The organism is Undibacterium sp., from assembly GCF_030683615.1.
GTDB lineage: Bacteria > Pseudomonadota > Gammaproteobacteria > Burkholderiales > Burkholderiaceae_D > Undibacterium > Undibacterium umbellatum.
Genome location: NZ_JAUXQE010000001.1, coordinates 1 through 13073, shown reverse-complemented (window position 1 = coordinate 13073; position 13073 = coordinate 1). Strand labels below are relative to the sequence as shown.

The window sequence follows — 13073 nt, the reverse complement described above, 5'->3', positions numbered from 1 at the left end:
GTCAGCCTGGTGTAGCGGTTTCTATAGCTGTGCGTATCTGCACAATATCGTCAGTGCGCACATCGCTGTTTTTTGCATTCAGCAAGACCATGATGACGGGCTTGCCTGCAATGGTGGTTCGCATGGTAAGGCAGCGACCAGCAATTTTGGAGTACCCGGTTTTGGACAAACTTATGTCCCAATTCTTGCTGGCGGTCAGGTTATTGGTGCTTTGGTATTCGTGGGTTTGGCCAGCGACGGTATATTGTCCTTCACTCCGGCTGGTCAGCTTGCGCAGCTCGGGATAGCTGACGGTAGCCTTGACCAGGCGCGCCACATCCCTGGCACTGGAACGGTTGTTTTCCGAGATGCCAGCGGCTTCTTCCAGGTGGGTAGCCTGCAAACCCAGGCTGGCAGTTTTATTCTGTAAGGCAGTGATAAAGGCTTGCTTGCCACCGGGGTAGCTCCTGGCCATGGCCCTGGCAGCAGCATTGCTGGAAGGGATAAGCATCAGTTCCAACAATGTCTGGCGCGGCAAGGCCATACCCGGCTGGAGTTTGACCTGGGTGTTTTGCCAGCCTGTCAAATCTTCTTTGGTGAAGGTGATGCGCTCGCTCATATCCAGTTTGGCATCCAGCATGACCATGGCTGTCACCAGCTTGCTTATTGAGGCTATTGGTACGATGGTGTCGGCATTTTTTTCCAGCAAGACTTTGCCACTTTGCTCATCCATGACCAGTACATGGCCCGAGCTGGTTTTGACGTAGGCACTCAGGTGAACCGGCGTTTCTGATTTTTTGTTAGCAATTGGCAAGGATGGCTCTGGTGCAGCACTAACCTGGGTCTGCAATACCAGCAACAGGGCGGCGGCAATGCCGAGGACGGGCGCGGCCATTTTCCAGTGCCAGGGCTGAACGTCGGGGCGAACCAGACGTTTGATGCGTGATAACAAATCACCGCCGCTGGCTGCCAGGGCGGCCTGTGGCATGCCAGCAATCTGCAGCTTATCCAGCACTTGCAGGGCGCGTGCCAGCGGGCGTGCCTGCCCCATCATGGTCGCTGCCATGTCGTCGGCAATCAGCTCTCTTTCAGCATCAATACGCTTGGATATCCACCACACTGCGGGATGGTAAAACAGCATTGACAGGACCAGGTTTTGCAAGAGGTTGACGGCATAGTCCCAGCGTTTGATATGGGCCAGTTCATGTGCCAGCAAGGCTTCCAGCATATCGGGTGACATGCCGGTCAGCAAAGAAGCAGGCATGACGACCACGGGCTTGAGGCAGCCATAGGTGACCGGGCTTAACAGGTCTTTCTGGAACTTCAACGTCACCTGGCGACGAATGGCAAGCTGGTAAGCCAGTTGATTGGTGCGTGCCTGCCATTGCTGCATCAGGGCTGCAATATCATTACCATTCTGGCCCAGCCGGTAAACCCATAACAGGCCCAGCGCCAGGCGCATCAGCATGAGTAGTACACCCATGCTCCAGACGCTGACCATCAGCGGCAGCCAGGCTTCTATCCGGGCTGCCAACATGCTTTGTTTGACCCAGACCAGGTCCAGCGAGACATTGGCCTTGCCAGCCAGTTGTATCGCGGTCTCCAGGCTGATGGTTTGTGGGTCTTGCCATTGCTGCAGCACACCCAGCGCTGGCCACATCAGGCACATGAGCATGGCCATGCAAGCCAGCATATAACGCAATTGCGGACGGGCATTGCGGGTCAGGGCCAGCAGAATAGCGCAGACACTGGCGATCAGAGCGCCTTGCCAGACAAAGTGCAGCAGGGGCCAGCCCAGTAGTTCAGTGAGCGTATATTCTGTAAATGTAGCTGGTGTCATGATTTTTTCTCGTCCTGCAGAATTTGTTCGATTTCATCACGTTCCTTGTCGGTGACATGGCCGCCGCGCAAGGCCGCCAGCACCATTGCCTTGCCTGAACCAGCAAAGACTTTTTGTATCATGTCCTTGAGCAAGTTGGTTTGCAGGGAATCCTGTTCTTGCGAAGGGGCATACACATGCGAGCGCTGGCTTTCATCGCGCGTCAGTATCCCCTTGCCATGCATGATTTGCAGATGGCGCAAGACCGTGGCATAGGCCAGGTCAGGACGTTCTTCCTGTATGGTTTCATGCAATTGCTTGGCACTCATGGGGCCATGCTGCCACAAGACCTTGAGCAGGTTCAGCTCAGAGGCAGTGGGCTTGGGGATAGAGGATTTTGCAACAGAAGAAGGCATACTCAGCATCCGATTTAAACAATGGATGCAGAATAAATGTTCTAGAAACTTTTGTCTAGAACTTTTTTTCTAGATTATCTACGTGCATAGCCGTATCGTCCTGGCCAGCGATACCGCATGGTCGTCGAAACCCATTCCCAGATACAGGCGATGCAATTGCTCATGCTCAAGCAAAACCCGCAAAAAGATCTTTTCCTGTTCTTGCAGGTGACGGCGTATCAAAGCGAGCACCAGTCGCCTGGCCCAGCCCTGCCCCTGGAAATCTGGATGAGTGCAAGCGCCACTGATTTCCCGGTAGCCACCAGCACAATGACGCGCACCAGCCATGGCAAACAAATGCGGGCCATCGAAGACGCCTATGTAATCACCCAGTTGCAGGCTTCCTGCGCTGAAGGGACCAGGCTTGGTCAGGCTGACCAATTGCATGGCGGCGGGCGCTTGCAATGGCCCCAGGCGGATGGCGTTTAATGTCTGGTCAGCGGCGGGCATGCCAGCATTCCAGAGCATCTTTTGCAGATCGCACTCAGCATCAACTGCCCAGCCCTGTGGCACACTGACTGTCTCCAAGCCATCGTAATACAGTTGCTCACCGGGTGCGACCAGCCCGGCCAGCGCTGCAAAATCAGGCCTGGCCTGGTCGGCAAACCCGACGAATGCAGGAAAGCCAGCGGCATAGCGGCGCGCCCTGACATTGCCCACAGTGAATTGCGCATGCGGGCCCAGCAGGGTATGCCACACAATATTATCGAGCAAGTTTTCCATCTCCACCTTTTTTCAACTCTTTGCCAGCATTCTGTCTTCATGCCTGGGTGCTGGCCACAGACCTGCCGGACGTTTCAGCATGACAATGACCATGGTCAGGCCCAGCAGCAACTGGCGCAAGACTTCAGGTTCTATCAACATGTGGCCGAACAATTGTTGCTGCACAGGTTGCACCAGATAGCGCAATACCTCGGGCAGGATGGCCAATAGTACCGCACCAAGAATCACGCCAGGGATGTGCCCTATGCCACCCAGTATCACCATGGACAAGACCGTAATCGATTCATTCAGTGAAAACGATTCCGGTGAAACAAAACCCTGGAAGGCGGCAAACATGGCACCAGCCACACCACCAAAGGACGCGCCCATGGCAAACGCCAGCAATTTGATATTGCGGGTATTGATACCCATGGCAATGGCAGCGGTTTCATCTTCACGGATGGCGACAAAGGCACGCCCCAGGCGCGAGTCATGCAGGCGTACAGTCACGAAGATAATGCCAGCGCACAGGCTTAAAAAAAGAAAGTAGTAGGCATTCACGGATGGCATGGAAAAACCTGCAAAATGCACGGTTGCCTGCGAGCCTGGCTCTCCCCCCAGGGACACGCCAAAGATGCGTATGTGGTCTATCATGTTGATGCCCTTGGGGCCATCGGTGATATTGACAGGCGCATTCATGTTGACGATGAAGATGCGCACGATTTCACCAAAGCCCAGGGTGACGACGGCCAGGTAATCACCACGCAACTTCAGGGTCGGTGCACCCAGCAATGCCCCCAGTGCGGCGGCCAGCGCCGCCGCTAGCGGGACGATGATCCACACCGACAAATGTATGCCGTACTGGGCTATCTCTGGCCCGCACAGCCACAGCAAGGCCTGCCCCAGCATGGGGAAATTGTTGACCATAGATTCCAGCAAGAAAGCGAATTGCGGTGAAGCCAGCAAGGCCGTCATATACGCGCCCATGGCATAGAAGGCGATATAACCCAGATCAAGCAAACCGGCAAAACCGACGACAATATTCAAACCCAGCGCCAGCATGATGTAGAGCAAGGCAAAATCCATGATGCGTACCCAGGCATTACCAAACTGCATGGCAACAAAGGGGAAAGCCAGCATCACGAAGATCAGTAGCGCCAGCAGGGGATATGCCTGGCGGGGGTTGGCTCGGGTATCAAAATAATGGGACATGGGCCTTCCTGGCGGTTTAAGTGAGGATGATCTTAAGCATCCCTTACGCATGCCGCTACCACGATCTTGCTCAGATTCTTGCTCAAAGCATACTGCTGCGCTGGCGCGACTGCGTCGGTGTCATGCCAAACACGGAACGGAAGCTGGAAGTGAAGTGACTGTGATTGGCGAAGCCAGAGGCATGGGCGATCTGCGTCAGGTCTGTGCATGCCACCTGCATGGCCCGCAGTGCCTGGGCCAGGCGCGTGCGTATCAGGTAGCGGTGTACCGGCAAGCCAACCTCTTCCCTGAATACCCTGGACAGGTGAAACGGCGTGGTATGCACATGGCGGGCCAGTTCATCAAGCGCCCATTCCTGATGTGGGTATAGCGAGAGCAGTTCTTTGACTGACTCGACTTGCTGGCGTCGGCGCACCTGCGTCAGCCTTTGCCTGGCACGTTCTTGCTGCCTGATATCAACACATGCTGCCTGTACCGATGCCGTCAGCATGGAAACGCTGATTTCTTGCACCGCCAGTTTATCGACGACAGGTGCCTGCAAATGCCGCCACAGCAATTCACGATTGAGTACACTGGCAGGCGGCAACAAGCAATGCGGCCTGAGTGCTGGCACATATAGCTGCTCTACCCCGGCAACTTCGGATAATATTTGTATCAGTGCTTCTTTTGAGAAATCGAGTACCAGCGCCTCATCCCCTATGTCACCAGGGAAAGTAATGCGGTAGGGCTGGCCCGTACCAAGAAAGATCGCATGATTGGCGTTCGCAATGACATGTTGTTTAGGACCGTCATGTTTGGCCAGCACACCGGCAATGGGTAGCAGGATCAAGTCTGCGGTTTCGCACTCCAGCTCTTTTGTATCCTCAGGCGCAGGTCTTGCCACGCCATGCCGGATGGATAGCAGTTCACTTTGAAAGAGGGTACGCAGCACCAAGGCCATAATCAAAAAACCTAAAAAAACAAATTATTGCGCTATGAAAATATCGCAAGTCCTACAATAAGCCCGCTTAGCTTATCCCGATTTTTATGAATGAAAATTTCGATTTCAAGGCTTTTACAGAACAAGCTATTGATAGCGCTGTAGCGAATGAAAGAAACCTGGCTCATTCTTTCTTATAACGCTTGCCTTGAGCTTGATCAACATGCATGCCAACTTATCTCTGTAAAGCTGTATCTCTTAACTATCTTTGATAGGCGCTATACATGACTACACCGATGACTACACCGGACTCTGCTGCAACTACCGGACTTAGCACGGCAACCTCAAATGAACGCCTGCTGGCGGTCGGCCCCAATGAACTGCCTTCGGCCCAGCCGCGCAAGGCCTGGGCCATCGCCTGGGCGGTATTGAGCGAACCCATGCTCTTGCTATTGATCGCCTGCGGCAGTATTTACCTGGTGTTGGGGGATGTACATGAAGCGCTGGTGCTGCTGGCCTTTGTGTTTGTCATCATAGGCATTACTTTTTATCAGGAACACAAGACCGAGCGCGCACTGGATGCCTTGCGTGACTTGTCCAGTCCGCGTGCGCTGGTGATACGCGATGGCCAGCAAGTACGCATAGCTGGCCGTGAAGTGGTTCCTGGTGATGTGCTGGTACTGGCCGAGGGCGACAGGATAGCTGCAGATGCGATCTTAATGTCTTGCCTGAACATGACGGTGGATGAATCCCTGTTGACTGGCGAATCTGTCCCGGTCAGCAAAGCGGCACAGGAAAATTTACCCACCAGCATGGGCCAGGCTGGCGGTGAAGACACTCCCTTCGTTTTTTCTGGCAGCCTGGTGGTACAGGGCAAGGGACTGGCGCAGGTATTGGCAACTGGTGGCCAGACTGCAATAGGCAAGATAGGCAAGGCCCTGTCATCGGTGGATATAGAGCCGACCAGGGTACAGGTGGAAACCCGCAAGGTCGTCAAGTACGTAGCACTTTCCAGTATAAGCATGGCGGTGCTGCTGGCAATATGGTACGGGCTAAGTCGCCAGCTTTGGCTGGACGGGGTGCTGATAGGCCTGACCTTTGCCATGGCCCTGATACCGGAAGAATTGCCCGTGGTATTAACCCTGTTCCTGGGTATAGGTGCATGGCGCATGGCAAGGCAACAGGTATTAACGCGTCGAGTGCCTGCCATAGAAACGCTGGGGGCGACCACCGTCTTGTGTACCGACAAGACCGGCACGCTGACGCAAAACAAAATGGAGGTGGTGCAATTATTTGCAGGACAAAAAGCCATTGATTGCCAGCAGCCCAGATCTGACTTGCCAGAAGAATTTCATGAAGTGCTGGAGTTTGCCATTCTGGCCAGCCATCGGGAACCCTTTGATCCCATGGAAGTGGCCATCCAGAATGCCGGTAAACACATGCTGAGCAAGACTGAGCATTTGCATGCTGGCTGGGGGCTGGTCGACGAATATCCGCTATCAAAGGAATTGCTGGCCATGTCCAGGGTCTGGGCATCAGAAGACCGCGAACAGTATGTCATCGCCACCAAGGGAGCACCTGAGGCAATCGCCGATCTTTGCCATTTGCCACCTGCTGAAGTCCAGGCTTTGCTGAAGCAAGTCAACCTGATGGCTGAAAAAGGTTTGCGTGTGCTGGGTGTTGCCAAGGCAAAGTTCAAGGCTGTTAATGCGCCTATACGCTTGGAAAACACAGAAGACGCTGATCTGCCTGAGATTCAGCATGATTTTGATTTTGAACTGGTCGGTCTGATTGCCATGGCAGACCCGATACGTGCCGGTGTGCCAGAAGCCATCCATGAATGCCAGACCGCAGGAATACGGGTAGTGATGATTACTGGCGATTATCCGGCAACCGCCAAGAATATCGCCGCACAATGTGGTTTGCCAGTGGCAGGTGGCGTCATCACAGGCGCTGAGCTCGATGACATGGACGAAGCAGAATTACAGCGGCGCATTGCCGACGTGGCGATTTTTTGCCGCGTTGCACCGGAACAAAAACTGCGCCTGGTGAATGCCCTGAAAACGGCAGGAGAAATCGTCGCCATGACAGGCGATGGCGTGAATGATGCGCCCGCACTCAAGGCCGCAAATATAGGAATAGCCATGGGCAAGCGCGGCACGGATGTGGCGCGTGAGTCGGCAGCACTGGTGTTGCTGGATGATGAGTTTTCATCCATCGTGACAGCAGTCAAATCAGGTCGCAGGATCTTTGATAATCTGAGAAAAACCATTTGCTTTATCGTTGCGGTCCACATCCCGGTCATCGGCATGTCAGTCATCCCCGTCATGCTGGGCTGGCCAGTGATGCTGATGCCTGTGCATATTTTGTTTTTGCAGCTCATTATCGACCCTACCTGTTCGCTGGTATTTGAAGCTGAAGCCGAGGAAAAGGATGTCATGCGCAGGCCACCGCGCGCCAGCGAGGCAACCATCTTTAACCGCAAAACCTTGTTCAAGGGTTTACTGCAAGGCGTTGCATTGTTGCTGACCATACTGGCAATTTACTACATAGCCTTGCAACAGCAAATGACGGCAGACCAGGCGCGCACCATGGCATTCTCGGCGATGGTGATAGGTAATATAGGCCTGATCTTTATCAACCGCAGTTTATCAGCGAATATCCTGCATGCTTTGAGACTACCCAATCCGGTATTGTGGTGGGTGGTGGTAGCTGCGGTCACGGTATTGTCACTAGCCCTTTTTGTACCGGGTCTGGCAAGCCTGTTCTACTTTGCCGGAGTACCGCTGCAGCAACTGGGCTTGAGCCTGCTTGCAGCATTGCTGTGCATTAACCTGATGGCGGCCTTCAGGGTGTTTGGTGTGCGGGGCAGAACAGCATAGCAAAAAAAAATAACAATATTTTGCGCCAAAAGCGATAATTTCCTTGGCAGTATCCCTGATGCAACCTTCAGTATTGAATAATGCTCCCTCGCCATTCTGTCTGCCGCTTTACTTGCTATTCAAATGCCCTCACGCCATAGTCTGCGTCGCAGGATTTATTATCCGTCCACCACAAACAAAACAGCATGACTATGTTTAACACTATTTGGCGAACCACTTGGTCGTCTACCCTACTATTTATCTTATTTTTTGCAACACAGATTTCACATGCTCGTTATCCCCCTGTACCTGAAATGGTCATGCAGATAAACACCAGCCTGGAGGTAAACCTGAACGGGTCCACAATCAAAATCAAGGCAGATGATACCTTTGAGCGCGAATATGAATTCGACGGCTGCAAGCTGAAAAGTCATTCCAGCCCAAGAAGCTCCAGATGGTTTGGCAGTTTGGGGATTAGTGACGCAGGTTCTGAACCATTTTTTTCATTTTTCTTACCGAGCGCATGTAAGGGAATCAGCCGAACTGTAGTAGAAGAAAATCAATTGCACTTTGATGATGCGAAATTTATGTATCAATGGTTGGCAAGCAGAAAAAAAATGGCGAATGGCTCATACAATTCTGTCTGGAACAGTGAAGGCCTTGCTGTGTTCTGGCAGACAGTGCCAGGCAGAGTGCAACTAAGTGTTGATGTGGTATTAATATGCTTGAATGGACAAGCTGCAAAAAATCTGGAAGGCGCTATAGATACCGCCATCAAATGGTATCCAAACGAGCAGGCACAGACTATGCGGCACTGTAACCCTGTAGATAAAAACGTTGTCAGAGAAACCCGTCACCAAATTGAAGGATTCTGGACATCTACTGAGTTCATGTTCAAGCAATTAAGAGAGCGGGAGGAAAGCTACAAGGCAAAAAAAATACAACAAGAAAAACAAGAAGCCGAGCGGAACATGAACAAGGCAGACTGAATCAATTAGCCATATATATCTCGGTCCGCCAGCAACATAAAGCTGGCGCACGAGGCGGCCCTGGCACTGCTTAACTTACTTGGGCAACAATTTGCGCCGCTCATACTCAAGCTGGTTGATATGTCGCTGTATAGAGACATCCATCTCATGTGGCAACTTATGAAAACTGATGCCTATGCGGTATTTGCCCTGTTTGCTTTTTTCTATCTGGCTGACATGACGCACCATACCTTCGCAGCGCACTACATTGCGTATGCCTAGCACAATGTGTAATTTGGCGATGCGGTCCTGCACTCTGATTTGCGGCGGGCCGGAAACCTGAACACTCAAGCCGCCCACACATAAATCATAGATGGGCCAATAAGCCAGGGTTTCAGCCTGGTCGTTATATAACCGGACCTTGAGTGGATCGACGATGGGTAATTGATTGCGGAAATATTCGCGGCGCTGCATTCGAATAACCCGCGGTGGAATCGGCACCCAAAAGGCATCCTGATCGCCCCAGGTGAAGCGCTGCGGATCAAGCCCGCTGAATTGCACCCGTATGCCATCAGGCAAAGCCTGGAACACGCAGGAACTGGCTTTCTCCAGCAGTTTGTTGGCGCGGGCATCTCCACCTATATCAAACACCAGGCCATCATCGCGGGCAGAAAGTATCAGAGTGACGATAAATTCACGGCCCTCATTAAAATACACCGTAACCGGCTCACGCCTGTGCGCAAGATCATTCAATATGCCCAGGATTTCTCTCTGACCAAGCAGGAAAAATTTGTCTTCTATTTGTTCATTGCTTAATGATGCAGACATCCAGCTACCCTTTTTATCTACTTTTTTTGAAAAATAGACTGCTTATTGCTTGAGGTCAATAGAAGAATATCGGCAGTGCCAGAGTAGCTAAGGATCAGTTGTTTTTTTGGCTTTATCTGGCAACATTCTGAGAATAGCACTTCATCAACAAGGACGGCTGGTTTATCGCATAATGCCTGTTCGAAGCATCCATCAACATCAATCAATGAAAATACTTGCGATTTGTGGCAGCTTGCGCGCAGCCTCTCTGAATGCCATGCTGATACGCGCCCTGATACGCCTGGCACCTGCCGATATCAAGATAACCGCCTATGCCGGCATGGCGACACTGCCTTTATTTAATCCCGACCTGGATTTGACACCACCCATTTGCGTGCTGGATTTGAAAGCCCAGATCGCGGCGACTGATGTCGTGCTGATTGCCAGCCCGGAATACGCTCATGGTGTCACCGGTGTCATCAAGAATGCGCTGGACTGGACAGTCAGCAGTGATGTATTTGTCAACAAGGCGGTGATGGTGTTGAATGCCTCGCCCAGGGCCACGCATGCAGATGCCGCGTTACGGGAAATACTCAGCGTGATGTCAGGCAGGATACTGGAAACGGCATCGGTGACAGTGCCGCTCATAGGAGCGGGCCTGGACGAGGATGGCATGGTCGGCCATCCTGAAATTGCAGAAATCTTGAAAGCTGCGCTGGTAAATGGGAAAGCTGAGTGGAAAAGCCAGCAATACTAGGTAGCTAAAGCTTGCTCCAGCAAAGTATGCAGCTCTGAAAAAGATGGCTCACCGATATAGCGCTTCAGGATATTGCCTTGCTTGTCGATGACATAAGTGGTTGGCGTCAATTTGACATCGCCGAATGACTTCGCCAGTTTGCCCTGTAAATCCAGCGCGACATGGAAAGGCAGTTTGCGGGTTTCTGCGTAATTGAGCACATAATTTGGTGGATCATAGCTCATGGCAACGGCCACAAATTCCAGGCCCTGTTTATGATATTTATTATAGGTTTCTACCATCTTGGGCATTTCTGCCACACAGGTGGTGCAAGAAGTAGCCCAGAAATTCACCATGAGTACTTTGCCACGCAAGCTCTGTGACGAAATTTTTTCCCCCTTGAGATTGGTGAAACTGACATCGGGCATGGGAGTCTTGGCGCGATAGGTCACAAAGAATGTCACCGCCAGTGCGATCAGCGCCAGCGAGGCGATGACTGAAAATATGGCAAATTTACGGGGCGAAGAAGGAGCCAGCATACTTATTCCAAAATGAGTGTTTCGTCTGCCACTATTATACGGCGTTGAGATATCCCTGCCTGAGTAGTCTGAATATCGCGGGTTTGTGCCAGGTCAAGCCTGGCAAATTCAGTAGACGACGGGGACACTGATGGTTTTACCGGCCACATGGGTAGTCAGGACTATTGCCGTCGAGGTCGAACCAAAAGCATTGAGTTCATTAATAATGCGTTGCAAATGTTCAACGTCAGTGGCCAGTACGCGCATCACGGCACCATCTTCGCCGGTGACGGTATAGCAATCAATGATTTCAGGGCAGTTGGCGACATACTGGGCATAAGGCCGCCCCTGTTGGGTCGAGAGCCTGATCATGGCGGTGATTTGATAACCGAGTGCCCTGGGATTAATATCGGCACGATAGGCGCGTATCACCTGGGCAGCCTCCAACCGCTTGATGCGCTCTGACACAGCGGGCTGGCTAAGATGTACCTGGCGGCCTATCTCGGCATGCGACATGCGAGCATCCTGTTGCAATAATTGCAGGATTTTTTGATCAAACTGGTCGAGTTTATGATTCATAAGCATTTGACGTAGATTTCCAATCAAAGCCTTGGTCGATGAGGTAATTCCCTATGGAATCCCATTCAAACCATGGCTTGCACTTGTTAAAGTAGAGCTTACACTAAACCTCAGGATGCCCTGGAAAAATTGCCATGACAACGACTATCACAGCCAACCAGCTTGCCCATATTGCCAACGAATTCGATACACCATGCTGGGCCTATGACGCTTCCATCATAAGAGCGCAGATTGCCCGCCTGCGACAATTTGATGTCATTCGCTTTGCCCAGAAGGCATCCAGCAATATCCATTTGCTGCGTCTGATGCGAGAAGAAGGCGTGATGGTGGATTCAGTATCTTTGGGTGAAGTTGAGCGCGCTTTAGTGGCAGGTTATGCCAGCCAGGCTGAACATGGTGGCCATGCGCCTATCGTGTTCACTGCGGATTTGCTGGACCGTGCAACACTGAAGCGCGTGGTGGAATTGAATATCCCGGTGAATTGCGGGTCACCGCAAATGCTGGAGCAACTGGGGAAGGCCCATCCCGGCCACGCTGTGTGGCTGCGCATCAACCCTGGCTTTGGTCATGGCCACAGCCGCAAGACCAATACTGGTGGCGAGCAAAGCAAGCATGGTATCTGGCATGAAGAATTGCAAAACGCATTGGCTATCATCGATCAGTATGATTTGACGCTGGTCGGCCTGCACATGCACATAGGTTCTGGTGTTGATTACGATCATCTGCAAAGCGTTTGCGATGCAATGATAGAACAGGTGAAAATCTGCAAGCGTGACTTGCAGGCGATTTCCATCGGTGGTGGTTTGTCCATCCCCTACCGTGGCGACGAACCTGCGGTGGATACTGAGCATTATTTTGAAATCTGGGACAAGGCCAGAAAAGAAATCGAAACCTTGCTGGGACACAAAATCAGCATGGAGATAGAACCTGGCCGTTTCCTGGTGGCGCAATCCGGTATCTTGATTTCTGAATTGCGTGCGCAAAAACAGGTGGGCAGCAATTTCTTTGCGCTGGTTGATGCTGGTTTCAATGACCTGGTACGCCCTTCCATGTATGGCAGCTTTCACCGCATTACTTGCCATGCGGCTGATGGCACTGCCCGCACTGCAGCTTTGCGTCCTACAGTAGTGGCCGGGCCTTTGTGCGAATCTGGCGATGTGTTCACGCAAGAAGACGGCGGCGTGGTCACGACCCAGGATTTGCCAGCTTGCGAGATCGGTGATCTGTTCGTCTTCCATGATGCCGGTGCTTATGGCGCCAGCATGTCGTCAAACTACAATTCCCGCCCGCTGATACCTGAGGTATTGGTCGATGGTGAGCAGATCAAACAAATTCGCCGCCGCCAGACTGTACAGGAATTGATTGCGCTGGAAAACGTCTAAGAGGCTGTTCGAGATCTTATTGTAAACAAAAGGAATATTGCGTAAACTTAGGTGATGAGAAAAGCCTACCCAAGCGACATCAGTAGAGAACAGTTTGCGAAGATAGAAGATATTCTGCTGAGCGCACGCAAGAAAA

At 52.1% G+C, this 13073-nt stretch carries 12 protein-coding genes and 1 pseudogene; 5 read left to right on the top strand and 8 right to left on the bottom strand.

Annotated elements, in window-relative coordinates; genetic code table 11:
- Position 1: 1 nt before the first annotated feature.
- The 5 genes from Q8K39_RS00065 to Q8K39_RS00045 all read right to left on the bottom strand — a co-directional run bounded on the left by Q8K39_RS00065 (position 2) and on the right by Q8K39_RS00045 (position 5107).
- On the bottom strand, positions 2-1819 hold the full coding sequence (locus Q8K39_RS00065; protein ID WP_305257787.1) for a M56 family metallopeptidase: 1818 nt from the start codon (positions 1817-1819) through the stop codon (positions 2-4).
- Positions 1816-2214, bottom strand: coding sequence for a BlaI/MecI/CopY family transcriptional regulator (locus Q8K39_RS00060; protein ID WP_186956746.1), 399 nt, complete (start codon positions 2212-2214; stop codon positions 1816-1818). Before Q8K39_RS00060 ends, Q8K39_RS00065 begins: the two co-directional genes overlap by 4 nt.
- A gap of 78 nt (positions 2215-2292) precedes the next feature.
- Positions 2293-2976: a GNAT family N-acetyltransferase gene (locus Q8K39_RS00055; RefSeq protein WP_305257786.1), complete on the bottom strand. Its 684-nt coding sequence runs from the start codon at positions 2974-2976 to the stop codon at positions 2293-2295.
- A 12-nt stretch (positions 2977-2988) separates the two neighbouring features.
- Positions 2989-4167, bottom strand: coding sequence for an ABC transporter ATP-binding protein (locus Q8K39_RS00050; RefSeq protein ID WP_305257785.1), 1179 nt, complete (start codon positions 4165-4167; stop codon positions 2989-2991).
- An 82-nt stretch (positions 4168-4249) separates the two neighbouring features.
- Positions 4250-5107, bottom strand: coding sequence for a helix-turn-helix transcriptional regulator (locus tag Q8K39_RS00045; RefSeq protein WP_305257784.1), 858 nt, complete (start codon positions 5105-5107; stop codon positions 4250-4252).
- Between the two features lie 263 nt (positions 5108-5370).
- Here Q8K39_RS00045 and Q8K39_RS00040 point away from each other — a divergent pair, with 263 nt between their 5' ends.
- Positions 5371-7968 (top strand): cation-translocating P-type ATPase, encoded by a 2598-nt coding sequence (locus Q8K39_RS00040; protein WP_305257783.1) that lies wholly within the window; start codon positions 5371-5373, stop codon positions 7966-7968.
- Between the two features lie 185 nt (positions 7969-8153).
- A complete protein-coding gene (locus Q8K39_RS00035; RefSeq protein ID WP_305257782.1) occupies positions 8154-8936 on the top strand; it encodes a hypothetical protein in 783 nt (260 codons plus the stop codon).
- 75 nt (positions 8937-9011) lie between these two features.
- On the opposite strand, the gene Q8K39_RS00030 is transcribed toward Q8K39_RS00035, so the two are convergent.
- Positions 9012-9743: a flagellar brake protein gene (locus Q8K39_RS00030; RefSeq protein ID WP_305257781.1), complete on the bottom strand. Its 732-nt coding sequence runs from the start codon at positions 9741-9743 to the stop codon at positions 9012-9014.
- A 205-nt stretch (positions 9744-9948) separates the two neighbouring features.
- Here Q8K39_RS00030 and Q8K39_RS00025 point away from each other — a divergent pair, with 205 nt between their 5' ends.
- On the top strand, positions 9949-10479 hold the full coding sequence (locus tag Q8K39_RS00025; RefSeq protein WP_305257780.1) for an NADPH-dependent FMN reductase: 531 nt from the start codon (positions 9949-9951) through the stop codon (positions 10477-10479).
- Here the strand turns inward: Q8K39_RS00025 and Q8K39_RS00020 are convergent.
- On the bottom strand, positions 10476-10997 hold the full coding sequence (locus Q8K39_RS00020; RefSeq protein ID WP_186956760.1) for a TlpA disulfide reductase family protein: 522 nt from the start codon (positions 10995-10997) through the stop codon (positions 10476-10478). The two genes, Q8K39_RS00025 and Q8K39_RS00020, sit on opposite strands and share 4 nt — an antisense overlap.
- Positions 10998-11105: 108 nt before the next feature.
- A complete protein-coding gene (locus Q8K39_RS00015) occupies positions 11106-11561 on the bottom strand; it encodes an Lrp/AsnC family transcriptional regulator (RefSeq protein WP_305257779.1) in 456 nt (151 codons plus the stop codon).
- Between the two features lie 128 nt (positions 11562-11689).
- Here Q8K39_RS00015 and lysA point away from each other — a divergent pair, with 128 nt between their 5' ends.
- Positions 11690-12937, top strand: coding sequence for a diaminopimelate decarboxylase (gene lysA, locus Q8K39_RS00010; protein WP_305257778.1), 1248 nt, complete (start codon positions 11690-11692; stop codon positions 12935-12937).
- A 54-nt stretch (positions 12938-12991) separates the two neighbouring features.
- Positions 12992-13073: pseudogene (locus tag Q8K39_RS00005) on the top strand (IS5/IS1182 family transposase); the annotation flags it as partial.